This is a genomic window from Aliivibrio thorii (assembly GCF_057368585.1).
Genome location: NZ_CM170655.1, coordinates 1401560 through 1427417 on the forward strand (window position 1 = coordinate 1401560; position 25858 = coordinate 1427417).

Annotated in this window: 20 protein-coding genes; 11 read left to right on the forward strand and 9 right to left on the reverse strand. The window is 38.0% G+C overall.

Going from position 1 to position 25858, the window contains the following annotated elements; genetic code table 11:
* Window positions 1-36: 36 nt before the first annotated feature.
* The 5 genes from AC2IP4_RS20500 (at window position 37) to AC2IP4_RS20520 (ending at window position 7002) form a co-directional block, all read left to right on the forward strand.
* Window positions 37-1506 (forward strand): lactate dehydrogenase, encoded by a 1470-nt coding sequence (locus AC2IP4_RS20500; protein WP_375320439.1) that lies wholly within the window; start codon window positions 37-39, stop codon window positions 1504-1506.
* 8 nt (window positions 1507-1514) lie between these two features.
* Window positions 1515-2492: a sugar-binding transcriptional regulator gene (locus AC2IP4_RS20505; RefSeq protein WP_105056130.1), complete on the forward strand. Its 978-nt coding sequence runs from the start codon at window positions 1515-1517 to the stop codon at window positions 2490-2492.
* 120 nt (window positions 2493-2612) lie between these two features.
* The gene (locus AC2IP4_RS20510) at window positions 2613-4082 is read left to right on the forward strand and encodes a tetratricopeptide repeat protein (RefSeq protein WP_486310966.1); all 1470 of its coding nucleotides are present in this window, start codon (window positions 2613-2615) and stop codon (window positions 4080-4082) included.
* Window positions 4075-5658, forward strand: coding sequence for a GGDEF domain-containing protein (locus AC2IP4_RS20515; protein WP_375320437.1), 1584 nt, complete (start codon window positions 4075-4077; stop codon window positions 5656-5658). Before AC2IP4_RS20510 ends, AC2IP4_RS20515 begins: the two co-directional genes overlap by 8 nt.
* A 150-nt stretch (window positions 5659-5808) precedes the next feature.
* The gene (locus tag AC2IP4_RS20520; RefSeq protein WP_375320385.1) at window positions 5809-7002 is read left to right on the forward strand and encodes an ISL3 family transposase; all 1194 of its coding nucleotides are present in this window, start codon (window positions 5809-5811) and stop codon (window positions 7000-7002) included.
* Between the two features lie 39 nt (window positions 7003-7041).
* Here the strand turns inward: AC2IP4_RS20520 and AC2IP4_RS20525 are convergent, their stop codons facing one another.
* The 3 genes from AC2IP4_RS20525 to AC2IP4_RS20535 form a co-directional block, all read right to left on the reverse strand.
* Window positions 7042-8364, reverse strand: coding sequence for an IS4 family transposase (locus tag AC2IP4_RS20525; protein WP_130088442.1), 1323 nt, complete (start codon window positions 8362-8364; stop codon window positions 7042-7044).
* 114 nt (window positions 8365-8478) lie between these two features.
* Window positions 8479-8670, reverse strand: coding sequence for a hypothetical protein (locus AC2IP4_RS20530; protein WP_105056132.1), 192 nt, complete (start codon window positions 8668-8670; stop codon window positions 8479-8481).
* A gap of 479 nt (window positions 8671-9149) precedes the next feature.
* Entirely contained in the window at window positions 9150-10889 is a 1740-nt protein-coding gene (locus tag AC2IP4_RS20535; RefSeq protein WP_486310967.1) for a bifunctional metallophosphatase/5'-nucleotidase, read from the reverse strand.
* 270 nt (window positions 10890-11159) lie between these two features.
* Between AC2IP4_RS20535 and AC2IP4_RS20540 the strand changes: the two genes are divergently transcribed.
* Entirely contained in the window at window positions 11160-12794 is a 1635-nt protein-coding gene (locus AC2IP4_RS20540) for an ATP-dependent endonuclease (RefSeq protein ID WP_486310968.1), read from the forward strand.
* Window positions 12795-12865: 71 nt separating this feature from the next.
* On the opposite strand, the gene aroG is transcribed toward AC2IP4_RS20540, so the two are convergent.
* Window positions 12866-13918 carry a 3-deoxy-7-phosphoheptulonate synthase AroG gene (gene aroG, locus AC2IP4_RS20545; RefSeq protein WP_375320433.1) on the reverse strand — a complete coding sequence of 351 codons (1053 nt, stop codon included), beginning with the start codon at window positions 13916-13918 and terminating at the stop codon, window positions 12866-12868.
* Window positions 13919-14170: 252 nt separating this feature from the next.
* Here aroG and AC2IP4_RS20550 point away from each other — a divergent pair, with 252 nt between their 5' ends.
* The 4 genes from AC2IP4_RS20550 to AC2IP4_RS20565 are packed head-to-tail and all read left to right on the forward strand — an operon-like array spanning window position 14171 to window position 17419.
* Entirely contained in the window at window positions 14171-14917 is a 747-nt protein-coding gene (locus AC2IP4_RS20550; protein WP_375320432.1) for an amino acid ABC transporter ATP-binding protein, read from the forward strand.
* Window positions 14918-14921: 4 nt separating this feature from the next.
* Window positions 14922-15716 (forward strand): amino acid ABC transporter permease, encoded by a 795-nt coding sequence (locus tag AC2IP4_RS20555; protein WP_375320431.1) that lies wholly within the window; start codon window positions 14922-14924, stop codon window positions 15714-15716.
* 15 nt (window positions 15717-15731) lie between these two features.
* Window positions 15732-16541, forward strand: a complete 810-nt coding sequence (locus AC2IP4_RS20560) for a transporter substrate-binding domain-containing protein (RefSeq protein WP_375320430.1) — start codon at window positions 15732-15734, stop codon at window positions 16539-16541.
* Window positions 16542-16546: 5 nt separating this feature from the next.
* Window positions 16547-17419: an amino acid ABC transporter permease gene (locus AC2IP4_RS20565; RefSeq protein WP_375320429.1), complete on the forward strand. Its 873-nt coding sequence runs from the start codon at window positions 16547-16549 to the stop codon at window positions 17417-17419.
* An 81-nt stretch (window positions 17420-17500) separates the two neighbouring features.
* Here the strand turns inward: AC2IP4_RS20565 and AC2IP4_RS20570 are convergent, their stop codons facing one another.
* The 3 genes from AC2IP4_RS20570 to AC2IP4_RS20580 all read right to left on the reverse strand — a co-directional run bounded on the left by AC2IP4_RS20570 (window position 17501) and on the right by AC2IP4_RS20580 (window position 21243).
* Window positions 17501-19363 carry a methyl-accepting chemotaxis protein gene (locus tag AC2IP4_RS20570; RefSeq protein ID WP_375320428.1) on the reverse strand — a complete coding sequence of 621 codons (1863 nt, stop codon included), beginning with the start codon at window positions 19361-19363 and terminating at the stop codon, window positions 17501-17503.
* A 194-nt stretch (window positions 19364-19557) separates the two neighbouring features.
* The gene (locus tag AC2IP4_RS20575; RefSeq protein ID WP_375320427.1) at window positions 19558-20238 is read right to left on the reverse strand and encodes a hypothetical protein; all 681 of its coding nucleotides are present in this window, start codon (window positions 20236-20238) and stop codon (window positions 19558-19560) included.
* Between the two features lie 99 nt (window positions 20239-20337).
* Entirely contained in the window at window positions 20338-21243 is a 906-nt protein-coding gene (locus AC2IP4_RS20580; protein WP_375320426.1) for a LysR substrate-binding domain-containing protein, read from the reverse strand.
* A gap of 194 nt (window positions 21244-21437) precedes the next feature.
* Here AC2IP4_RS20580 and focA point away from each other — a divergent pair, with 194 nt between their 5' ends.
* Window positions 21438-22901: a formate transporter FocA gene (focA, locus tag AC2IP4_RS20585; RefSeq protein WP_486307581.1), complete on the forward strand. Its 1464-nt coding sequence runs from the start codon at window positions 21438-21440 to the stop codon at window positions 22899-22901.
* A 90-nt stretch (window positions 22902-22991) separates the two neighbouring features.
* On the opposite strand, the gene speG is transcribed toward focA, so the two are convergent.
* Both speG and AC2IP4_RS20595 read right to left on the reverse strand, forming a co-directional pair.
* The gene (gene speG / locus AC2IP4_RS20590; protein ID WP_375320815.1) at window positions 22992-23513 is read right to left on the reverse strand and encodes a spermidine N1-acetyltransferase; all 522 of its coding nucleotides are present in this window, start codon (window positions 23511-23513) and stop codon (window positions 22992-22994) included.
* A 178-nt stretch (window positions 23514-23691) separates the two neighbouring features.
* Window positions 23692-25596: a DEAD/DEAH box helicase gene (locus AC2IP4_RS20595; protein ID WP_375320424.1), complete on the reverse strand. Its 1905-nt coding sequence runs from the start codon at window positions 25594-25596 to the stop codon at window positions 23692-23694.
* Between the last annotated feature and the right edge of the window lie 262 nt (window positions 25597-25858).

Genomic DNA, 25858 nt, shown 5'->3' on the forward strand with positions numbered 1-25858 from the left:
TTAAAACTGGCGCTTAAAATCTATAAGGGGTGTCTAGTGCCGACTGAAAAACTGCCGTTGGCTGCTAAAGGGTTACAACTCAATTTTTGTAAAACATTGGCGTGTGACAATTTTGGTGATAGCGATGAACAACACTATTTAGTTCAACGCACGAACCCTAAGCGACCTGCATTAGTTTGCCGGAAATGTGGCGCTTTTCCTCCCTTAATCAATAATAATGAAGTATTGAATGAACTTGCACGCCAACGAACTGTGCAATCCCATTCATTACCTTCTTGTAATAACCCTACCTGCGACCATCTTGGTCTTGATGTATTGACTCATCGTGAACTTTACCACGCATTTGGTTACAGTGGTGATCGTCAACGGTATCGTTGTAAATCTTGTGCATCAACTTTTGTCGATAAATGGTCAGGAGAAAATCAAAAAAGCCTTATTCAACAAAAGATTTTAGGTTTTTTATTTACTGGTTACTCGGTTCGTGAAATTTGCCGACGATTACATATAAATCCTAAGACCTTTTACGATCATATAAATCAAATAGCTAATCGTTGTCGCCGTCATATGTCTCTGTTTGATACGAGATTGCAACACGACAGAACAGAAATACAGCTAGCATCAAATGCTACCCCACTACAACCATTAAGTAACAATGGAGTTTTTTGGTATACGACAGCCGAAATGAATTCAGGCTACGTTATCGCTCAACATATTAATTATTCAGAATGCGATAACCCAGGAACTCAACTTGATCACGACCCTTTTAATGATGAAGCACAGTTTTTACCTAATACGTTTATCGGTGAAGCAAACTCGCAGCCAATGTTAACTTCGAATTCAATTTTTAAACGTGTTGATAATAAATACCAAGAAATTTTAGCCAGAGCTAATGTGGAAGACCCACTAGGTAATTATGTTTCACTTAATTACCCATCAAAAGGAGCGCTAATTCGTCCTCCTTATACTTCGTACGCACATTTTTTAGAAATACAGCAAGGGTTTTCACATTGTGATTCTATTGAAATTTATATGCCTCAAGAGCCTATGCTGCGCTCAGCAGCCATGTCTGTTTTTTTAAAACGCATTAAAGAAAATAGAATCGATTTATTATACGTAACTCAAGATCCTGCCTTTCCTCTTGAAGAAAGTGGGGAAAAAATTGATATCCATTTAGTTGGTTGGTGGCGTGATCGTTGGGCATTTACTGAAATTAATGGCCAACATAAAGGGATTTGTCACCTTAATGGGGCAGAGAACAATGAGGTCTATTGGTTAAAGCGAGCTTCTGCGACAACCGCAAAAGACTATCAAGGCCGCTTCTATACTCAATTTACAAGCTTAGTTGATGAACCAAGACGGAAATTACGCCCTGCGAGTTTACTTCCACTACTCGATATATTCAGAGCGTGGCATAATCTCTGCCATCAAGATAAACTTGGCATCACGCCAGCACAAAAGCTAGGGCTGATTTCTAAACCAATCACTCTTGCAGAATTATTAAGTTAGGACAAGCTATGACCCTATTGCCTTCTCAAGATCAAACCGAAAATACCGATATGCTCACTGAAATCGCAATCCTTTACTATCAAGAAGGAGCTACTCAGGAAGAGATATCAAAGAAATTTGGGTTATCTCGAGCCAAGGTTGGTCGTATGCTAAGAAAAGCTCGAGAAGAAGGTATTGTTGAAATAACTGTAAAATTCCACCCAGTTTACAGTGCTCAACTAGAACAAAAATTGGTCGAGAAATTTAACTTAAAACGAGCATTAATTACCTTAGATCAACCAAATACAAATGAACAACGCAAACAAGTTGCCGCATTAGTCAGTTCGTATTTAAACAATAACTTACAAGATGATATGGCCGTCGCTGTTGGCCAGGGCCAAAATGTTGCCGCAGTTGCAGACCATGCTGGAATTGTTTCACATCGTAACGCTCGTTTTGTTTCTGCGATTGGCGGCACTCACCGCAGTGGAGACATTATTAATGCCGATCATATTTGCCGTCGCTTAGCTAAAAAATACGGTGGCAGCAGTGAAACTTTATACGCGCCTGCTTATGTCAATGATCCAAAATTACGCTCGGCATTTATGGAACATGCCACAATAAAAGAAACCTTAAACCAAGCTCGAAAAGCAGAATTTGCTCTTGTAGGCATTGGTGATATGGATGAAAACAGCCATATGGTTAAATTAGGCTTTTTTACCCCAAAAGAGTTTGTTGAAGCCCGTTTAAATGATGGCATTGTAGGAGACATTGGCGGTTTTGACTTCTTTAAGTTAGATGGTACAAACGCAGATACACTGATGCGCGGACGAGTTATCGGACTTGAGATGGAAGATCTACGTCAAATATCTAATGTTATTGCAATGGCAAGTGAAAGTCGTAAAGCACTCTCTATCATGGGCGCATTACGAACTGGTGTGATTGATGTGCTTGCTACTAGCGTAAGCTGTGCAATGGCATTACTTAATCTTGCTGAAAACGAATAATGACCCTTTACATAATAATTAACTCTTCTCTTATTAACTAGATCTCACATCTAGAAAATAGTTCGTGACATCAATAGATTAGCCATATTATATTGATATAACTAACAAGGAAGAGCCGTAGTGAAACAATCGAAAGATAAAGTCACCTCCCAACTCAAAGCATTAGAGTTAATCATTGAAGATGATACAGAAAAAGTCAAACAAGATGCCGAGCAGCTACTGCTGCTTTCAGAAACAATTCATTTCAAATATGGTATTGCATACTCAAAATTAATCATTTCAACTGCCCAGTGGCACTTAATGCAATATAATGCTGGTTTTAAAGTCGCTAAAGAATTATTGCAGCTTCATCAAGAGCTTGAAAATGACGATTTACTCCCAACAATTTTACACACGTTAGCCCTTCATTCGTGGGGACAAGCAAAACTATTTTCTGCCCAACAATTTTGGATAAGAGCATTAGAGCAAGCATCCTTACTCGGCGATAACGAGATTGAAATTGAATCTCTTATTGGCCTTGGTAATATTTGGAGAATGACAAATCATTTAAAAGATGCCGATTCAACTCATAGCATTGCAGCACAAAGAGCTAATTATTATCGGATCCCTCATTTAGAAGCTAAAGCCTATATTTTGCAGTCATGGGATAATTATCTATTGCATGACTTTCAAAAGATGTTACCTATTTTATTAAAAGCAGAACAACTGCTCACTCACAATACGAATCTTACTTGGAAAGCAGAAATTTATGATTTTAGAGGACTCGCCTTCCTTGGTTTAAATGATCTTAACTCAGCTCAACAATGCTGTAGCTTTGCTCATCAGCTTTCATTACAACATAATCTTATATGGATGAAAGCGCATTCAGCGATTAGTTTAGCGAGAATTGCTTCCGCACAATCACATTTTGATCATGCTTATGATTTATTAACCGAAGCAGAAGTCATTGCGCAACAATTTGACAAGGGAGAGCTTCGCTCTCAAATATGCCTTGAGCAATCGCGAATTGCTGAGTTAACAAAAGATTACGAGCATGCTTTGTATTCCTACAAGCGCTATCGTCAATACGAAATCACCCTATTACAAGAACAATCAAATTGTCTTGGTAAAGATAAAACAAGCAGCTCTAAAGAACAGTTAGATATGCGTTCAAAAAAATTAATCAATCGCATTAAAGTTCAATTAGAGTTTAATAGTATCTCTTCTCTTACCTATTTATTGCCTCTAGATAAATGGCAACGCAATATTAAATCTATCTTATCCAACACTTTAAATGATGATTACCATCTTATAACTATCGTAGATCCATCCGAAGATAAGATAAATAATCTTATACTATTGGGACATCATTACTGTAAACATGGCGACAGCATCACTCGCTTGAGCAATACTGAAATTGTCCTATTAATTAATGAAAATAAAAAAAGGGCAAAAGACATTGCACACTCTTTGTCTTCGTTATTTGCTTCTTATCCATGGTATCGATATTCATTAAACTCATCCGTACCTACAATTCATGACTTTAGTTTACATGAAATCTCAACTCACCCTATTTTATCTCACATGCATATAGAAGACCTTTATGGATAGCCTTTTAACTCGCATTGCAGAGCAAAACATAAATTTAGTCTCATTAAATTCCCAGCAGTCCTTAACGCTTTGGGGATTCATTGCTGAGAATTTTACAGAATCAGACAATGAAAAAGCCTATGCCCTATTAATGTGCTCAGAATTTGAAGTGCAATCTAATCAAACCCAAAATAGTATTGAGCACCTACAACGCGCGTTATTGCTTCTATCTCCACCTCAAGATATTGATTTGGTGTTACAAATCTATTCTTCACTTAGTTATCGATATACTGATATTGGCGAATACCAAAATGCCTTAGATCATTTATATACGCTATCAAAGCTGGCTGTAGAACATGGTGACAATGAATTTTATATTCAATCAATACTGGGCATTGGTAATTTATGTTCTATTTATGGTGATCACCTTAAGGCCTTACGTTATTACCAAAAATTAGAGACGCTTAGCTCCAGTATTAAAAGTAATAACCTCTCTTTACGTTATAGACTCTATACCATCGCCTGCTTATTGGATTTAAACCGCTTATCAAAAGCGAAGAAGCTCCTAGAAGAATGCCAGATTATTCAATATGTTTCAGATGATGCTCAACTTGTTGCTCAAGTTCAATTATATTCAGCGAAGCTATTGAGGCTACAACACTCCCCCCAAGCGGCACTTGAACAATTAATTACATTTAAAAGAGAGTATCCAAGCGTTTACTCCTTTCCATGGCTGAATAAACTGTTTTCGATTGAAACCGCGTATTGCTTAATCCAGCTACAGCGTGGGGAGTTGGCTGATGTCATTATTTCTCACCAATTAAAGCAGACTAAAAAATATTCGCAAGGTTACTATATTCGCCAATTACTCGATGTAAAAAGCGATGCTCTCGCTAGTTACCAAAGCTTCTCTGAAGCATTACTTTGTGAAAAAGAAGCACATAGTCTAACGGTAGATATAGTCAGAAACTTCCCAATTAACGAACTTGGTAGCCATTCATTAAGACGCTTAACTCGCTTAGAACTTCAGTTACGCCTAAATATTTCTGAATCTGAAAATATTAAACTCAAGAAAGTCTCCGATCAGCAAAAAGACACAGTAGCTAGACTTCAACAAGATGTATTTCGTGACAGTTTAACTAAATTATTTAATCGACGTTGGTTCGAAAGTACTTTTGTAAATGAAATTAAGCCCTCACTAGAAGGCTATCAGCTATTGGTTATTGATATTGATAACTTCAAATCAATAAATGATGAGTACTCACACCTTACTGGCGATGTTATTTTGAAAATAGTAGGGAGAATATTGCAAGATAGTATTGGTTCATCACACTATGCAGCTCGCTATGGTGGTGAAGAGTTTATTCTTATTATCACATCAAATAATACTAAAGATGGCGAAAATATTGCTGAAACTTGTAGAATCGCGATTGCTAATTTCGATTGGCGAGAAACACTAAATGAACGAACCATCACAGTCAGTATTGGCCTAACTAAAAACGCTAAAGGCGAAGATTATAAAGCCACATTTTTACGCGCAGATAAGGCATTATACCAAGCCAAGCGTTCAGGAAAGAATAAAGTTTGTATATATTAATTTCCATACAAGTCTTTGATATTAAGCTTACTATAAGACATCCAGCAAATAAAAAAGGTTCATCGCAGATTAGCGGGAATTGAAAACAAAAACGGCAGTTAGTGGTAAAGTTACATCGCCAAACACAACTTTTCATAAACTGCCGTTTTCATGCCAAATAATACTTTTTTATCATCATTCTGGAAAGGTTTTCAGATCGTAAAATCTCATAAAACTGATTCATTAATCTCTATAACCTTAAAGCCTGATTCCCCAGCATTCTGCTCTTGCGGGCGACTCTCTGAATTTACTCACGATACTCAGTGGCGAACTATTAAAGACGCTATGATATTAGGAACTCCAGTTGAACTTTTGATTCAGACTAGGCGCATTACATGTTCGCTATGTGGTACAAAAACGGAAGCAATATCTTGGCTTAAACCATACTCACGCCTGACTAATCGATTGATAGAATATATTGAACAACTGCTGCCTTTGCTGCCGATTAAACATATTTCAGAACTGACTGGAGTACATTGGCACACGATAAAGAACATTGATAAACAACGACTTAAACGAGTTATCCCTGACATACCATGGGATAAATTACGTCAACTAGTGATGGATGAGTTTGCCATATTTAAAGGACATCGATATGCAACAGTGATTGCCGATGCGCAGACACATCAAGTGCTTTGGATTGGTTTAGGTAGAAGCCGAACTGATATCAGGCCTTTCTTTGAAGAGCTTGGTGAGCATGCCGAAAATATCGAAGCAGTAGCTATGGATATGAATACAGCTTTCGATCTCGAAGTGAAAGCTCATTGCCCTAATGCGCGTATTGTATACGATCTTTTTCATGTGGTAGCCAAATATGGACGAGAGGTAATGGATAGAGTTAGGGTAGATCAAGCGAATCAACTCAAAGAAGACAAAAAAGCTCGTCGTTGGATTAAGCGTTCACGCTGGATCCTTTTGAAAAATAGAGACAACCTAGACGCAAATCAACAGAGTTATCTAGATGAAATACTTTCGGTAAACCACGATTTAATGGTGACTCATTTGCTAGGAGAGCAATTAAAAGAGCTCTGGTATTGTGATTCAGAAACGCAGGCAATAGAACTATGGGATGTATGGTGGCAACAGGTAAATGAGAGTGGGATCCAACCATTAATCAGTTTTGCACGAAAGTTAAAACCATACCTTCACGGAATTGTTAGTTCGGCTTTATATCGATTAAATACATGTACACTGGAAGGAATAAATAACAAAATTAAGCTGATCAAAAGAATGGGGTATGGCTACAGAGATACAGACTATTTCTTTATGAAGATAAAAGCGGCTTTCCCCGGAAAGCCGCGATGAACCATAAAAAAGCCAGCACGAATGCTTAATGCCACTCGCTTAAGGGCGAGTGGTATGTTTATTAGGATATTTGACTGCCTTTTTTAAAACTGCTCGGGGATATGGTTTCCTATTCCGTTTCTTGGGGAGAATAAGCCGTTTCCCACTTTCCCTGAGAGCCTTTAAGTTTTTTGGTATCGCTCCAGGGCTTCGTGTATCACTCGCCCAAATCATCTCGTCCATAATTAAAAATAGTGCATTGATAAAGCTGATCCGCAGGGGCTCAACTTCGTGCTGTTTAGCCATTTCAGCCATTTCCAGCCTTACTATGTTGTAGCTGGTTAATATTCCCCATAACTCCTGATATACGCCAACTTTTTTCTTGCTTCGTAATACTGGCTTGTTCTGCAACTGATACTGCTTGAGCTCTCCGTAACTGCGCTCGATTTCCCAACGCTCCCAATACACTTTAACCAATGTATCAAATGGGTAGCGTTCCGGACATAGGCAAGAAGTAATAAAGCCTTTGATTTCACCTGTAGGCGTTGGGATAAGAATAAGTCGAGCCTGCCACTTTTTATCAAGATAAGGAGCAAGCTTTTGAGCTTGTGGTGAAACGGGCATATCAATGAGATGATCATGTTCAGTATAACTCTCAACGATGTCATAACGCATCTTAGCCTTGATTGGTGTTAACCAATGAGTGTTACTGCTTGCGCCACGCCAGGTGGTAAATAGCTCTGCAGAAGTGAACCCTCTATCAAAGAGTGTTAATGAATCATCAGGTGCTGAGCCCACTAGTTGTTGAGCATAGGATATTTCACTATTTGTCACTGGCCCAAAAGCAGCATCAGAGACAAGATGGCTGCGTGTTGACATCAATGTTACCGCCAGTACACTCGGAAGCGATGCCCCTTTTTGAGCAAAGCCGAAATGTTGATTTTCTTCTGTATTATGAGTTTTGAAATGTGTGCCATCGACACTAAGAAGCTTCAAACCGCAAACTTCATCAAAGTCTGACTGTTGCTCCCACTGTTGTGCTGTAGTTTTAAATAAGTAGCGCATAGGTTTATCACCGAGACGTTCTTTTCCCTTGATAATACTGCTTGTTGCCATAGGCGTGAATTTGCCATCCACATCAGGGAATGCCAACTCCAACTTATCACAGACATCTTGAATGGAGCGATTACGCTGGAGCCCAATCCCTAGAACTAGCCAAACAGCTTGTTCAGCGGGTAGTCGGCGTTTTCGGAGCGATGTTCGTCCCGTTTGTTGAATCGCTTCTTCAACCCACTCTAAAGGAATATGTTTACTGAACACATCGATTGGACGTTCGTGGCAAAACTCTGCGGTAATTTGTAACTCTTTTGAAAATTCAGACATAAAAAATCGGCCGTAACTTACGTTACGACCGATTATGAGGCATCTGGAGGATCGTTCAAGTAGCTAAACGATCGGCATTAGCACGAATGCTGGCTTTTTTTATTTTAAGAACACCTAACGATACAGACCTAAATCTCTTTGTAAATGTTCAGATAATTCTGAAGTGTAATATGTAGACGTTACTTGGCCTTTACCAAATAAAACATCAACAAAATGAGCAATCAGTCCTTTGATAGTTACTGAGTAGGCCTTCTTTTCCAAAGAAGAAGTAGCGATGTTATTAATATTCATTGCTGCCTGTGCCATGATTGCCTCACTTAAAAGTCATATAATGTTTGATGCACAGATAATAAAACTAAATTTATTGCTCAAAAAATGACTTTTTCTGTAAACTAATATTAGTTTTTCTAATGTAAAAGTTACATTACACTTAAATCAAATAAAATGACTAAATAGTCAAAAATAAGCGACAAAAAAGAATAGAAAACCACTTAACATATATTTAACACCAAGCCTATGCAGCAATTTTTTAAATTTAGTGTACCGATAATAAAAGTGAGATAAGTTTTACTATTGTTTAAATCCGTTAAATACAAAAAAAGCTCCCTAAATTATATTTAGAGAGCCCTTTATTATCCAGAAAACTGAACAAAGTATGCGATAACAGCCCAAGCAAAAAACCAACCTACGACCAAAAGCTTATCTGACCAGTCACTACCCATAATCTACCTATTTAACTCTATTAATAACTCATCTCAGAGATAACAAAGCAAAGGTCGTGCCATTTATAAAATTACTGACTCATTTCTATAATATTGATTAAGACACTCTATGGGTTTAGCTAAATTAGGGTAATGCGCTAAATAATCAATAAAACAATCAGCCATAGAAAAAGGCGTTGTTATCAGCATATCTTCACGATTAATTAAAGGTAAATATCCCTCCTTTCCTTTAATAGTATAAGCAGTTGATGTGCCAAAGTATATTTGCTCATCAATAACAGGTAGCCATCCCATAATTGAACTATAAATACTAAATTCAATAATACGTTGACCACTTGGTTTCGCTGCATCATAACAATAACGCAACTGAGATACATATGGAAAGCTGCCAGAACCGCTGCCAATAACCCCATTATCTGTTGCGTTATCAATCGCTCCTTCTATAGCCGCTTTTAAATACTTTCCTTTGAGGCTATAAATGACAATTGGGATAGCAAATGGCAATACCTTTCCGGCAATATCCGCATAAGTAATCTCGCCTTGATTAAGTCCAGCCCTTACTCCCCCTGCATTATGCATAGCAAATTGTACTCGGTTATCAATTTGATGAGCTTTAGAATAAAACGCTTCTACAACCCAAGGGGCAATGTCACTTTGACCTTTCTCATTAGGGATACGGCGATGTGATAAATCCTCAACACACTGTCCAATGACTTGCTGTGATAAGCGTTCAACTTCTTTTCTATATTTAGCAATAAGTAATGCTTCTACATTAGGATCTTTCTGACAAAAAACAGCATACTCAAAAGAACTTAACTCTTGAATAATACGTAAGAGATCCTTTTGCTCAACTTGCTGACTACACGCTTTATCTTTATATGCAATATTATCTAAAAGTAAGGTATTTTTTCCATTAAAACTCAGTAACTCACCATCATTGCTATATTCTAAATCACAATAGCCTAACGCAAGTGCATGGCATCCAGCTTGGACAATGTACGTATCATTGATTTTCTCACCATAAGCTGCCCGTGCTTCTAATCCAATGTCAGTAAAGTCGCCTTGAAGAACGTGGCTATGCCCTCCAACTATAAGATCAATACCAAAAACAGATTTTGCTAACTGTTTATCAGCTTCATAGCCTAAATGGCTAATAACAATTGCGCTATTTATTCCTTGATTAGAAAGATACTGCATTGTATTTTTTGCTGTTTCTATTGAGTTTATAAATGGCGTATCGGGATCTGGACTAGCAAGAATTTCCATTTGATCAATCGTCAAACCAAAAATAGCCACCTCGATTGAACCGACTTGCTTAACCATATACTTAGCTATATTTAAATCAGTGTCAAAATCTAAAATACGATCTTGATGTTTTAATCTATGCCCTTTAGATTGATCTTCTTGGCTTAAATCCCAGTTTCCCATTAGAATTGGAAACTGTGTATTAGCAATGAATTCACTGACTAATTCATTACCTAAATCAAATTCATGATTGCCTAAAACCATACCATCAAGAGGAAGTTGATTTAATAAATCAGCATTGGCCTTACCTTTATATAAAGAAAAGTATAAAGTACCTTGAAAACAGTCCCCAGCATGAAATAACGCGACCTCACCCTCTTGCTTTTTTTGTTCTTCAGAGAGAATCGAAATTTGATGAGATAAACGTGAAAAGCCACCACATTTAATATAAAACTTATCCAACCCGTCGCAATTTAGCGCGATAACAGACTCATCAAAGTAAGAATGCGTGTCATTGATGTGCATCACTCTCAATATATTGCTCTTTTGGTCTTTCATTGTCTCTTTCCTTTCCAGAGCAAACAAATGTAACATCAAAAAGATATCAGCAAACCGCCTCTAAAACCACACCAAACCACTAATGAAAAGATACTTCTGATTTATTTACCTTCAGTTACCTTATTAAGATTGTCAAATTTAACGGCGTGGTTACATTTATAACAACTTGTTTTTACATCAAAATCATCGATAAATGTGACTCCTATAATGCTCTACTCTATTTAATTGCTATATAGTTATTCATATAAGTGTCTCTAATGAGGAAGTATTATGCTCTTAGAACGAATAGAAGTGTCAGGATTTAGAGGGATTAAACGCTTATCCCTTTCGTTTGAACAATTAACGACCTTAATTGGTGAAAATACTTGGGGTAAGTCATCATTGCTTGATGCTTTATCAATTGCCCTCCCTGTATCAGGAGAGCTTCATCAGTTTACGCTAAAAGATTTCCACCAAGATCACTCTATTTCTTATACCCAAGATCAACATATTCAGATAATTATAAGCTGGAAAACCACTGAGAAAAATGAACATAAAGCAGCTCGTTACAGAAAGCTATCAAGCTTATGGCAAAACTGTCCCGACGATCATTATCAACGAATTTATTACCGTATTAGCGCAACCAATAATGAAGGGAAAATAACCTCATCCAGTTCATTTTTAAACAATTCTGGGGATATTCTTCGCTATCATAAAATAGAATATCTCATCACCGAACTAATGCGCCTTCATCCCGTAATTCGAATTCGAGATTCTCGACGCCTTAATTTCGAAGAAATGGCGGAATCAATTCCTAACGATAGAATAGAGCGGCGAATAAATAATACATGTCGTCGTTTAATGACCGCTCCTGGTCAAGTGAATAGCGGGGAAATCAAAAGTGCTCTTCATTCAATGCAATCACTGGTTGAGCATTACTTTGCTTTTAAAAATCACAAAAGAAATACCCCACATAAAATTCATGATGACCTATTTTTTGGCAAAAAAACAGAAGGGGTTTCTTTATCTCAGTTCATTAATCAAAACAAAAATAAACAAACAAAATTACTGTTACTTGGGTTATTAAACACCTATTTAAGAGCAAAAGGCCCTAATGCATTAAAGAAATCAGCAAGACCATTAATGATCATAGAAGACCCTGAAGGTCGCTTACACCCAACACAGTTAATTCAAGCGTGGTCTTTATTGAATCATATTCCAATGCAAAAAATACTCACCACTAACAGCAGTGAATTACTCAGTGCTGTTCCCTTATCTTCTATTCGTCGTCTAGTTAGAGAATCGGATTCTACATCCAGTTATTCAGTATCACCAACCAACTTATCTCGTGATGATTTACGTCGAATTACTTTCCATATTCGCTTCCAACGAACTAACGCATTATTTGCGCGTTGTTGGTTATTAGTTGAAGGAGAAACAGAGGTTTGGTTATTTAATGAAATGGCTCGAATTCTCGGTTATAACTTAGCCGCAGAAGGTGTTCAGATCATTGAATTTGCTCAATCGGGTTTAAAATCACTGATAAAAATCGCAAAGGCATTACATATTGAATGGCACGTAGTGACAGATGGCGATCCTGCTGGTAAGAAATACGCATTTTCCGTGAAAAGTCAGTTAGATAATGAACATGAACGTCATAGATTAACGGAATTACCTCATAAAGACATCGAACATTATCTATATCATAATGGGTTTGAAGATCTATTTAGAACCCTTGCTAATATAACAAAAGATCAGCCTATACCACCGAAAAAAATCATAATTAAAACGCTAAAGAAATTTGCAAAACCCGATCTCGCATTAGCCATTGTGCAACACAGTGAAGAGTTAGGGCCTGACAGCATTCCTTTATTATTACGTTGGACGCTAAAGCGAACAGTGACTATGGCTAAAGGACAAGGATGACCACTCTATAAACGCCGAAAACAAAAACGCCAGTCACTTTAGTCACTGGCGTTTATTATACTGAAGAAAGATTATTTATTGCGGCGAGCGCTTACTGCATCAGCAAGTTGACGAAGTACTGTTTCAGTATCATCCCAGCCAATACATGCATCCGTAATTGATTGGCCGTAATTTTCAGCCTTACCATCAACAAGATCTTGGCGACCTTCAACTAGGTGGCTCTCAATCATCACACCAAATACAGCATCTTCACCACCAGAAATTTGACCACATACGTCATCAGAAACAACCATCTGACGTTTAAAGTCTTTTGAGCTATTTGCGTGGCTAAAGTCAATCATCACTTTTTCTGGTAAACCAGAAGCGGCAAGTTGCTCTTTCACTGGCTTAACATGTTCAGCACTGTAGTTTGGCTCTTTACCACCACGAAGGATGATATGACAATCAGGATTGCCTGCCGTTTCAATAATTGCTGAATGACCATATTTAGTCACAGATAAGAAATGATGAGAAGAGCCAGCAGAGCGAATCGCATCTGTTGCAATCTTAATATTACCATCAGTACCGTTTTTAAACCCAACAGGACAAGATAGGCCTGAAGATAATTCACGGTGAACTTGTGACTCAGTAGTACGTGCACCAATTGCACCCCAACTGATTAGATCACCCATATATTGTGGTGTGATCATATCTAGGAATTCACCAGCTGTTGGTAAACCCATATCAGTAAGATCAAGCAGCAATTTACGCCCCATACGAAGGCCATCATTTAATTTAAATGAATCATCCATATACGGGTCATTAATCAGACCTTTCCAACCCACTGTTGTACGTGGTTTTTCAAAATACACACGCATAACAACCTCAAGACGATCACCTAACTCATTACGTAATGTATTAAGTTTAGCACCGTACTCTAACGCAGCTTTAGTATCATGAATTGAACATGGCCCAATAATAACAAGAAGACGATCATCGTCACCTTGTAAAATGTTATGAATAGCTTGACGAGATTGAAACACCGTTTTAGCTGCGACTTCAGTCGCCGGAAATTTCTCTAATACAGCAACAGGCGGCAATAATTCTTTTACTTTATTAATTCGTACATCATCAGTTTGATACATCTTTATGCTTCCATCTATTTATGCAGTATATACTCTGTATGCTGCATGTTTATTCTCCATGCTGTTAACGTAACGTGTCTTGTGATGTTGTGCAATGGTTAATTTAATATAAATTTCGCCTCACCTTATATTTGACCTTAACCACACATAAGCGCTAATTTCGGTTAAAAGTAAATCAACTAATGAATTATCACTTTTCTAGCTTTATGAATATGTTACAGTAAGTTTAGTAACTAAGTGCTAGGATGAATTGTGACTAATAATAATACAAAGAGACCCAATATCATTACCTTTGAAACGGTTGATAAATACTACGGTCAATTTCACGCATTAAAAAACATCAATCTCACGATTAGTGAGGGTGAAAAAGTGGTTATTTGTGGCCCATCAGGTTCAGGAAAATCCACCTTAATCCGTTGTATCAATGCATTAGAATCAATTCAAGGTGGCGCACTTACCCTCTTTAATCTTCCTCTCTCTTCTAAGCAATTAACGAGGGGGGAAGTAGGTATGGTTTTTCAACATTTCAATTTATTTCCACACTTAACGGTATTAGAAAACCTTACCCTTGCCCCTATTAAAACCTTAAAACTGTCAAAACAAGAAGCACACCAACGCGCATTGACCTATTTACAACGAGTCAATATTGCAGAACAAGCAGATAAGTACCCATCTCAACTTTCTGGCGGGCAACAACAGCGCGTTGCTATTGCACGCTCACTTTGTATGCAACCTCAGGTTTTGCTTTTTGATGAGCCGACATCTGCACTCGACCCTGAAATGATCAGCGAAGTGTTAGACGTAATGTCAGATTTAGCGAAAGATGGAATGACAATGGTATGCGTTACCCATGAAATGGGTTTTGCGAAAAAAGTCGCTGACCGTGTTGTGTTTATGGATGAAGGTGAAATTGTTGAAATCGCACAACCTCAGCAATTTTTTGAAAAACCACAACATCAGCGAACCCAGCATTTTTTAAATCAAATTTTAAGCTATTAATATTATGCGCCGTTTGATAACTATTTTATCCCCTATTTTTTCAGCATTACTGCAAATCACTTTATTGGGCATCGCCCTTTATTGGATATTAGACAGTGGCGCACAAGCCATGAATTATCAATGGCAGTGGGATCGCGTTCCTGATTATCTGTTTTTCTATGAAGATGACGAATGGTTTCCTGCAGAACTTATCGAAGGTCTATTAGTAACGCTCAATATCTCAGCGATGAGTGCTATTGCGACTCTTTTTATTGCCTTGGTTACCGCTCTGTTGCGCTTATCTGACTCAATTGTCGGGCGAACTATCGCTACTTGCTATATTGAAATAATAAGAAATACTCCACTACTGGTACAAATCTATTTATTGTATTTTGTCTTCGGCCCCTTTTTAGGGCTAGAAAGAACAACAACCGCTATTCTTGCACTCGCGTTATTTCAAGGAGCGTATACCGCTGAAATATTACGCTCTGGTTTGGTTAATTTACCCAAAGGACAGTTGGAAGCGTGTAGAACTTTAGGTTTATCCTCATTTAATAGCTATAGGTACGTTATATTACCTCAAGTGATCAGAAATACACTTCCCTCTTTAACTAACGAATTAGTTTCTTTAGTGAAAAACTCTTCTATAGTCAGTGTGATGGCTATTTTTGATTTAACAACCGAAGGACGAAATATTGTCTCAGATACAGCAATGCCATTTGAAATTTGGTTCAGTGTCGCTGCCATTTATTTACTTATCACACTAACACTGTCTGGGCTATCCGCTTGGTTAGAACATCGGATGCATAATGCACATTAAGGGAGAAACATACGCATGAAGCAATTACTACTGTCACTTCTTAGCTTGAGTCTACTGTTTAGTAGCTCAGCATTTTCAGCTACCTCATCAGGTAACACCCCAAACGTAGATAAAATTAAAGATAGAGGCACACTTAAAGTCGGTTTAAGTACTTTTGTACCCTGGGCTATGCGAGATAAACAAGGTAATCTTATTGGCTTTGAAGTTGATGTTGCCAAGCGACTAGCTAAAGACTCTGGCTTAAAAATAGAATTTATCCCTACCGCTTGGGATGGCATTATTCCTTCACTGATTTCAGGAAAATTCGATGTTATTATCGGTGGTTTAACCATTACCGATGAACGCTCTAAAAGTGTTTTATTTACTATTCCTTATTCTCATTCTGGTGTTCAAGTTGCCGCAAATAAAAAAATGACGGAAGGCTTTACTCATGAACAATTCAACTCTCGTCGTGTAAAATTTGCTGCACGTCGTGGTTCTATTACCGTAGCAGCAATTAAAGAACACTTCCCAAAAGCGAAAGTTCTTCAATTTGATGATGATGCACAAGCATTCCAAGAAGTATTAAATGGCAATGCCCATGCCGTTGCCGCTTCCACACCAAAACCTGAATTCGATACAATTAAATACTCTGATATCTTATATTTACCATTTAAAGAGCGTTTGTCTCAAGGTAATGAAGCCTTTGCTGTTCGTCTTGGCGAAGAAGATAAAAAAGCCTATTTTGATACATGGATCAAAGCTCGTACTGAAGATGGTTGGCTACAAGAGCGTTATGATTATTGGTTTACTAGCCTAGATTGGCAATCACAAACAGCGAACTAAGAACTATGCAGCAAAGAGTGTCTTTAAAATTAAATCGATTAGATTGGATATTGCTAGCTATTATCGCCAGTTTTATCTTTTGGTTATGTGTAAAAGAGAGCGGAAGTCTTGCTTATCATTGGCAATGGTCTCGCGCTCTCGATCTGCTGTTCACTCATAAAGCAGACGGCTCATTACCTTATTTCTTCGATGGTATATTTTCAACATTACGCCTCACGTTTTGGGGGATGCTCTTTGCTCTCGTCTTTGGAATTCTACTTGGCTTAGGTCGTCGTTCTCCTCTAGCTATTATTAGGGCTATCTCAAACAGTTACATTCAACTTATTCGAAATATTCCACCATTAGTCTTTATTTTTATCTTCTACTTCTTCATTGCTAATCAGCTTGTTCCTCTCTTTGGTCTTGAGTCATTACTTCGAGAGCACAATGGCAACATTAATGCTGTACAGTCTTTTCTATTTGGTTCTGCTAATTTATGGGAGAACTTAATTGCTGGAGTCCTCTGTATCGGTATGATTTCAGCGGCTTATATTGGCGAGGTGGTTCGTTCTGGTTTAGATGCTATTCCACAAGGGCAACACGAGGCAGCAAGAAGCCTAGGATTATCAACTTGGGATCGCTACCGTTACATTATTGCACCTCAAGTATTTAAAGTAATTATCCCCCCTTTAGCTGGTCAATGTATTTCGTTAGTTAAAGATTCTTCAATTATCTCATTGATATCAATACAAGAACTCACCTTTGTTGGGACTGAGATTGCCAACTCCAGCGGAATGATATTTGAAATTTGGATCATTGTGGCGCTCTGCTATTTTATCCTTTGTTTTAGCCTATCTCGTCTTTTTGCTTATTGGGAAAGAGATAAAACGGCGCCCTAAACCTTAAAAACAAAAAAGCTCAGAACAACCTCTGAGCTTTCATTTTTAACTATCAATTTTTTTGATATTGAATAAGCTAACTTACACGGTAAACTTATTCATGATTTTTTCTTGATTTCCTACCAACTCAACTTGCTCATTAATAGCGATACCCGCATTCTGAGCCGCTTCATGCACTAATATCGACAAGTCTTTAATATTCACAGTCTTACCATTAATTTCTTCGGCTACATGGCTTTGCTCTTCTGCTGCTGAAGCAATATGAATGTTCATATCATTAATCTGTTGGATAGTTTCTCTGATTTGCATTAAAGCTTCTGCTGTTTGCTGCGCTTTATCTACTGTTGATTCGGCACGCTGTTGACTACTTGACATTGATGCAGAGACTCGCGAAGCTCCTGATTGCAATTGATCAATCATGGTTGCAATTTCAGTCGTTGATTGCTGTGTTCGTTTAGCTAATGTTCTCACTTCATCCGCTACAACCGCGAACCCTCGTCCCGCTTCTCCTGCTCGAGCCGACTCAATCGCTGCGTTCAAGGCTAATAAATTGGTTTGCTCTGCAATATCATTAATCACTCGTAAAATAGTGCCAATGCTGTCTGTTGCTTTCTCTAAAGACTCAACTTCTACAACGGCTTGGTTAATATTATTAGACAATTCAGTGATTTCATTCGATGTTTGCTCGACGACTGTCATCCCATGCTCAGTGGCGTTATCCGCTTTTTTAGCATATTCGGCAGCATGTTGCACATTGCCCGCAACATCAACAGAAGTAGCGGCCATTTCATTCATTGCTGTTGCCAACTGCTCTAATTCCATCATTTGCGTATTCATCGCACTTGCGGATTCTTGAGCACCAGATGAAATCAATTGAGTTCCCCTCATTAATTTATGACTGAGCTCTTTTGTTTCAGTAACTTGACTCTGTAGGTTTTCAACGAATTGATTAAAACCACGAGCTAATGGTTCAAACTCTGGGTCAATCTTAGTATCTAAGCGTTGAGTTAAATCAGCTTCACCTGACGCAACATTATGAATCGCTTCATTTAATACTTGAACAGGACGAATTAAGCGAGAAAGTAAAGCCAACATAATACTAATAGCAATAACAACCGCGATTAAAGAATATAAAATAGATGTCGTGCGTAATTCATTTATGTGTTCAAAGATCTTCGCTTCATCAACAACAACACCAACTGACCACGTTTGGCCTTCTACTGACGTAAAATCAACATCATATGTACTACCGTCTAAATCCAAAGACTGCATACCTGAACGTAACTCTAGATTAGGTAGAAAATCATTAAATGACTTACCATTATATTTACTATTAGGATGAGCAATTACGGTTCCATCTTGATCTACAATAAATAAGTAACCAGCATCAAATAATTCAACTTGATTGACTAAATCAGCTAAGCCAGAAAGACTTAAATCAAAAAATAAAGAGCCTTTAAACTGACCATTTTCTTCAATAGTTGTCGCTATGGATATAAGGATATCTTTCGTTGCTGCGTCTTCATAAGGGGCAGTAATGAGCGTTTTTCTTAATTGCTTTGAATCTATATACCAGCCCCTCGCTCTTGGATCATAATCAGAAGGGTTCCAAGATGGATCATTACCTAAAAAGGTACCATCTTCAAAACCTACACCTGCAAGAAGAAAAGCGTTTTTTATTTGTGGTTGCCCTAATACTGCCAACATTGAATCTTGCGTTGGGTCCACTTTAATCATCGCTGTAGCATACTCAGCAAGCATCTTCTTACCTGATAGCTCTGAAGTCACAGTATTACGAACTCCATCAACGATTTCTAAAATACTCGATTCAACTTGGCGTTCGACTTCCTTTTTCATATTTAAATATTGAACGACGCTTAAAACTGATAGCGTACAAACCATTATTACAGAAAATGCTGCAATAATTTTATGGCGAAACTTCATAGATATTCCCTATATTCAGTAATGAATTCTTACATTACTCCACACAATCTATGATTATTGGCTACTAATAAAGTACAAATTAACACTTTTGCAACAGCTGTCTCATTTATAAATAAGCATAAAAAAATAGCTAATCCTCTCGGACTAGCTGCTTCTATTGATATTTCAGACAGTTATTATATTAAATAATCAAATTAGTCAATCTGTTGAATTTCTTCTAATCTCTTAGTATTAACCGTAAAGACTCTAAACATGAAGATGGTATTCATCATTGATAAAACAACCTCACACACAGAGAAAAAGAAAGACAGAGCAGCAGATTTAAGGCCAATTAAGCCAAGTGTGTACTCAATCAACCACATTAATCCCGTTGTAAATCCGAAGATAATGACCAATCCCTTAAAAAGAATCCAATAATTGTCTTTTGTTTCATGCCAACCTAGTTTTATTGCATCTAACGTTTTCTCTTTATAGAGAACGCAGTAAATCTCAGTAAAAGAAAAACGAGCCATTAAATATAAACCAGGCAACACTAACGCAATAAAACCAGTTAATACTGCTGCACCTAAAATAATATTCATCAATACAAATGAAAACCAAGTGCTTGCTGGAATTTGATACAGTTGGCTAAATGGAACACGACGACCATCAAACGAATAAGCGATATAATAAAGGATGGCGCCTTTATAAAATGGGTAGATAGTCAAAATAAACAACATGTAAATTAAGAATTTACCCGAGCCATCGTCTTCAGTAAAGCTTAATGCTATCCCATTTGTAATTAACGCAAATGGTAAAACAAGAATACAGAAAGCGATGAAATGCTTTTTGAAGTAATTGAAGCTATCCATCAATAAAACTGATAAGGCTGGCATCTCTTTTTATCCCTAAATATATTTTTAAATTATTAGTATCTATTTTATGAGAATAACAAATATCAAACCAACTAAGAAGCCGATTCTTATAAAGAAATACTAACGTATAATATTATGACTTTTAATCATTCGGATCCCTTCACGGCGAATACAACTACTTATCGGGTTTTGATCCATACTTGCACGCCAAATAAAGGACAGCGTTCGCTCCATATTAAGTTCAGGCACATTTAAAGCAACTAATTCACCACGCTCAATGTATTTAACTACATCTAAATAAGGTAAACAGCTTAAATACTGCCCATTTGCAACAAGGGTTCTTAATACTGGTACGTATTCATATTCACGCCACACGTCTAAATCTGGAATTTTATCGTGAATCGCACTATCAAAAATAGTTCGAGTTCCTGCCCCATGTTCACGCAATACCCATTTAGCTTGCTCAAGCTGCGCTAAACTTACTTTTTCATGCTTAGCAAAGGGATGGTGAGCAGCAGCTACAATAATTAAATGATCTTTACAAAAAACTTCTTGATGAATACGGCTATCATCACAGCGACCTTCAATAATCCCTAATTCATATTTGTAATCAAGTACACCATTGATGATACCTGAGGTATTTTTTACCCCTAAAGAAATTCTAATTTCAGGAAAATCATTATCAATATTACTGATGAGGTTTGGGACTAGATGTTCTGCAGCAGTTTGACTTGCACCCAAAGAGAGCTCACCACTAATTAAATGCTGATCATAAAAGCCTAGTTCGATCTGTTGAGCGTCGTGAATTAACTTCTTCGCTTTAGGGCGAAGCCATACCCCCCAATGCGTCAACGCCATTCTCTTTCCATGACGCTCGAATAAAGAACGGCCCAGCATTTTTTCTAACTGTGACAATGACATACTCGTTGCTGATTGGGTTAACGACAATAACTCCGCCGCTTGACTCACACTTCCAGTTGTTGCAACCGCATCAAAAACCGCCAACTGCTTTAATGAATAACGCATAACCATCTCTTTTATAAGAACTTATTTTAGAAGGATGATATCACTTTAATGCCATCAGTAAAACTGATATAGAACCTAAAAACAATCAATTTTACCTAGACACGATTTACTCATAATCTAAATGGGCTCAAGCAGAACAGGAATGAACACGACGTTTGAGCTTATTAATAATCACAACAACTTAAGGAGGACAAATGAGCGCTAATCTCAGTCCAAATACTAGTGGACAATTTAATCCCAGTGAAATGATGGAACAAGCCGCTTACTACGCCCTTGCTAAATCAAAGAAGCCAACCAGCATGGTCATTGGCTTAGCCATAATGGCAGGTGTATTTATCGGGATCGCTTTCATTTTCTATATAACAGTAACGACTGGGAATACACAAACTGGCTGGGGAATTAGCCGTTTTGCAGGAGGTTTAGCGTTTAGTCTAGGGTTAATTCTTGTTGTTATTGGCGGTGGCGAGTTATTTACCAGCTCCGTACTTTCAGCAATTGCGGTTGCGAATAAACAAATCAGTTTTAGCAAAATGTTAGGTATATGGGGCAAAGTTTATATCGGTAACTTTATCGGAGCCACTTTACTACTTGCACTTGTTGTTTCTGCAGGGATGTACCAAAACGATGGTGGTCAATGGGGATTGAACGCATTAAACATTGCTCAACATAAATTACATCATCAACCATTAGAAGCTTTTGCTTTAGGTATTTTATGTAACTTATTGGTGTGTTTAGCTGTTTGGCTCACCTTCTGTTCAACGAACATGTTAACAAAAGCAATCATGGTCATTCTTCCTGTTGCTATGTTTGTTAGCAGTGGCTTTGAGCACTGTGTTGCTAATATGTTTATGGTCCCACTAGGTATTGCAATTCAACAATTAGCTCCACCAGAATTTTGGCTTACTGTTGGTGCAACACCTGAGCAATACGCTGATTTAAACATCATTAACTTTATTACTGCCAACCTTATTCCAGTGACATTAGGAAACATCGTCGGCGGAGCTGGGCTCGTAGGTTTAGGTTACTGGGCTATTTTTTCTCGCCCACAATTAAACGCAGTTCCAGCATCAAAAATCACACCACTTTTCACTGATTCAGACACTAAGGAAATAACTGAAATGAACGCGAATAAAACAGTAAATCAATTTATGGATATTAACGCTTACGTACTTCACCCTGAAATGGCTGTTGAGATTGCATTAGATAACTTATTAGACCGTCACCTTTCAGGTGCAATTGTTATTAATAGTCATAATGAAGTGGTTGGTTTCTTCTCTGAGCACGATGTATTAGTTGAATTATGGTGTGAAGATTACTTACCAGAAAAAGGACGTACTGTTGCAGATTTAATGAAAACGGATATCACAAGCATTTCACCAAAAGATACTCTACTTCAATTGGCTGAATTCTATGCTATTGATAAACCAAAATTATACCCAACAACAGACATGGGGATTGCAACAAGCTATAACACATTATCAATCAATGACCGTGCCCGTGATATGCGTATTTCTAAACCACGTATCCTACCTGTGATTGAAGATAACCAGTTTGCTGGTGTCGTTACTCGTGAAGACGTTGTTACTCAACTACGAGCGATTTACGGTGATCGTATGCAAGCGGTAAAAACTGAAGAAACAGATGCTATCGTTGCATAACTTTAACATAAAAATATAACAACACAGTTGGTAAACAAAAGGGCTTCTAAAATAGAAGCCCTTTGATGTATCTAAAATTTAAAATCGTTATTATTTTCTGCTTTTTAAATAATGATCTTGAAGAATATACATACGCTTAATATCACAATATTCTCCATTAACAAAAATCTCTTGAATTAAATGCCCTTCTTCCGAAAATCCACATTTTTCATAAAGATGAATCGCTTTATCATTATTCACTGCAACATGCAGGTAAACCTTATGTAAATTCAATATCGTAAATGCATAATTTAATGCACGATGAATTAAACCTCGAGCATAGCCATTGCCTTGAAAATCAGGAGCAATAATGATTTGAAATTCTGCACTGCGGTGAATGCTATTAATTTCAACCAGTTCAACCAAACCAATAGATTGTTGATCATTATTTTCTGCAATAAAACGGCGCTCTGTACTGTCGTGAATGTGCTTACGAAATAAGTCTTCAAGCTCATAGTAAGACTCGTAAGGTTCTTCAAACCAATATGACATGATCGATCGGTTGTTATTCAACTGATGGATAAAACGTAAGTCGGTTTGTTCAAGTGCGCGTAGTCGAATTTCATTGTTCATCATAGTTATCCATTAACTAATAAAATAATAGTCATCACAAACGATATTATCCATATTGTGATTTGCAGAAAATACCACTATTCGATAAAAACAGAAATAAATAAATGCACATAAAGCACAAATAACAAACATAAAAAAACCGAGCTACTTGAGCTCGGTTTTTTTTAATCTTTAATGATTAGTCTTCGTTACGAGGTGTGCGTGGAGCACGGCTTGCGCCTGGAGCACGTTCGCCACGGTGACTGCCACGGTGATCGCCACCTTTGTTGCGGTCAAAACGACGTTCACCACCACGGTTACCTTCACGATTTCCGCCTTCACGATTACCACGGTAACCACCACGGCTATTACCGCCACGGTTCTCATCACGACCAGCACCACCGCCAGAACGAGGACGACGATCGATTGTTAGGTCAACGCCTTCAACAACAACCGCTTTCACTTCGTTTTGACGAATACGTAGTTGCTTAAGTTTGCTTGCAACGTCTGCAGACATTTTCTTAGGTAACTGTACGTATGTATGACCCGGTGCAAGTTTGATTGCGCCGATAGCACCTTTAGTAAAACCAAGTTCGTTAGCTAAAGCACCTACGATGTCTTTAACTTGAACGCCTTGTTCACGACCTACTTCTAGTTGGTACGTATCGAAATCGTCATTGTTGTATTGACGACGTTCGCCACGCTCTGGACGGTCGCCACGATCACGACGGTCACCACGCTCTGGACGACGTTTAGCACGTTCCATTGCAGCAATCATTGGATCTGGACCTTTGTAGAATAAAGGACGCTTACCTTGTTGACGCTTAAGAAGCATTGCTGCGATTGTCGCGGCATCAACTTCTAGAGTCTCTTGAAGCTTAGTAATTAAGTCAGAGAATGCTTCTAGTGCAACAAATTCTTTGTCTGCTGCTAATTCAGCACCAAGAACCGCTAGACGAGCTTCTGCAACTTGATCGCGATGTGGAAGTTCAATCTCTTCCATTGTAGATTTAGTTACACGCTCAATCGTACGTAGCATACGGATTTGGTTTGTGCGAACTAAAAGAATCGCTTTACCTTTACGTCCAGCACGACCTGTACGACCGATACGGTGGATGTAAGACTCAACATCGAATGGGATGTCGTAGTTAAATACGTGTGTAATACGAGGTACATCAAGACCACGAGCAACAACGTCAGTTGCAACTAGGATATCGATAACGCCACGTTTGATATGATCAACAGTACGCTCACGTAGAGACTGAGGAATATCACCGTGAAGTGCAGCAGCTTTAAAGCCACGAGCAGATAACCAATCAGCTAGACGCTCTGTATCTTGACGAGTACGTACGAATACGATTGACGCATCTGTTTCTTCAGTTTCAAGAAGACGAGACATTGCTTCGTCTTTCTCCACGCCTTTAACGATCCAGAAGTTCTGTGCTACTTTGTCAACGGTGTGGTTAGAACCAGCAACATCAACACGAGCAGGATCACGTAGGTAACGGTCAACAATAGTCTTAACCATTGGAGGCATAGTTGCAGAGAACAGGATACGTTGAGCTGTTTCTGGTGCCTTTTCTAAGATCCAAGTAACATCATCAACAAAACCCATTTTTAGCATTTCATCGGCTTCATCTAGGATGAACGTATGAACTTCACCTAGGTTTAGGCGGTCACGGTTAAGTAAATCTTTAACACGGCCAGGAGTACCAACGATGATATGAGCACCACGGCTTAGAGCACGCATTTGATCAACGATAGATGCGCCACCGTAGATCTCTAAAACTTTAAGACCCTTGATGTTACGACCAAGGTTTTTAACTTCAGCAGCAACCTGAATAGCAAGTTCACGCGTTGGAGCCATGATAATTGCTTGTGGGTTATGTTGCTTAAGGTTGATTTTATTTAACAGTGGTAAAGAGAAAGCAGCTGTTTTACCAGTACCTGTTTGAGCTTTACCAAGTGCATCACGACCAGCTAACAAAAGAGGAATAGACTCAGCTTGAATTGGCGTAGGTGCGATAAAGCCCATTTCGTCAAGTGCAGATAAGATAGTTTCGTCTAAAGCCAATTGGCGGAATTCAGTAATAGTTTCTGACATTGGGATCCCAATAATTAAACATATAAAAAAGGTCCCATTTGCTCAGCAAGTTCCATACACACACACAAGCACTCGGGACAGGACGGTTTATCATTTCAATAACTAAATATAGAAGATGATTAACTCAGGGCGCGGATAATGCCCTAATACGGCAAGAATTACCAGAAAAAATTGAGCAACTTCACAAATTTAGCTCTATTTTCTTAGTTTCGATAGTTTTTTGTACATTACGCATGCTTTTTTACATATTTCATCGGTCTTT

What these genes read in the sequence shown, in the direction of transcription:
- AC2IP4_RS20520 (WP_375320385.1), top strand. Translation starts at nt 5,809, where the DNA reads ATGCCAAATAATACTTTTTTATCATCATTCTGGAAAGGTTTTCAGATC.
- AC2IP4_RS20515 (WP_375320437.1), top strand. Translation starts at nt 4,075, where the DNA reads ATGGATAGCCTTTTAACTCGCATTGCAGAGCAAAACATAAATTTAGTC.
- focA (WP_486307581.1), top strand. Translation starts at nt 21,438, where the DNA reads ATGAGCGCTAATCTCAGTCCAAATACTAGTGGACAATTTAATCCCAGT.
- AC2IP4_RS20575 (WP_375320427.1), bottom strand. Translation starts at nt 20,238, where the DNA reads ATGCCAGCCTTATCAGTTTTATTGATGGATAGCTTCAATTACTTCAAA.
- AC2IP4_RS20525 (WP_130088442.1), bottom strand. Translation starts at nt 8,364, where the DNA reads ATGTCTGAATTTTCAAAAGAGTTACAAATTACCGCAGAGTTTTGCCAC.
- AC2IP4_RS20555 (WP_375320431.1), top strand. Translation starts at nt 14,922, where the DNA reads ATGCGCCGTTTGATAACTATTTTATCCCCTATTTTTTCAGCATTACTG.
- AC2IP4_RS20595 (WP_375320424.1), bottom strand. Translation starts at nt 25,596, where the DNA reads ATGTCAGAAACTATTACTGAATTCCGCCAATTGGCTTTAGACGAAACT.
- aroG (WP_375320433.1), bottom strand. Translation starts at nt 13,918, where the DNA reads ATGTATCAAACTGATGATGTACGAATTAATAAAGTAAAAGAATTATTG.
- AC2IP4_RS20570 (WP_375320428.1), bottom strand. Translation starts at nt 19,363, where the DNA reads ATGAAGTTTCGCCATAAAATTATTGCAGCATTTTCTGTAATAATGGTT.
- AC2IP4_RS20565 (WP_375320429.1), top strand. Translation starts at nt 16,547, where the DNA reads ATGCAGCAAAGAGTGTCTTTAAAATTAAATCGATTAGATTGGATATTG.
- AC2IP4_RS20540 (WP_486310968.1), top strand. Translation starts at nt 11,160, where the DNA reads ATGCTCTTAGAACGAATAGAAGTGTCAGGATTTAGAGGGATTAAACGC.
- AC2IP4_RS20580 (WP_375320426.1), bottom strand. Translation starts at nt 21,243, where the DNA reads ATGCGTTATTCATTAAAGCAGTTGGCGGTTTTTGATGCGGTTGCAACA.
- AC2IP4_RS20505 (WP_105056130.1), top strand. Translation starts at nt 1,515, where the DNA reads ATGACCCTATTGCCTTCTCAAGATCAAACCGAAAATACCGATATGCTC.
- AC2IP4_RS20560 (WP_375320430.1), top strand. Translation starts at nt 15,732, where the DNA reads ATGAAGCAATTACTACTGTCACTTCTTAGCTTGAGTCTACTGTTTAGT.
- AC2IP4_RS20535 (WP_486310967.1), bottom strand. Translation starts at nt 10,889, where the DNA reads ATGAAAGACCAAAAGAGCAATATATTGAGAGTGATGCACATCAATGAC.
- speG (WP_375320815.1), bottom strand. Translation starts at nt 23,513, where the DNA reads ATGAACAATGAAATTCGACTACGCGCACTTGAACAAACCGACTTACGT.
- AC2IP4_RS20530 (WP_105056132.1), bottom strand. Translation starts at nt 8,670, where the DNA reads ATGGCACAGGCAGCAATGAATATTAATAACATCGCTACTTCTTCTTTG.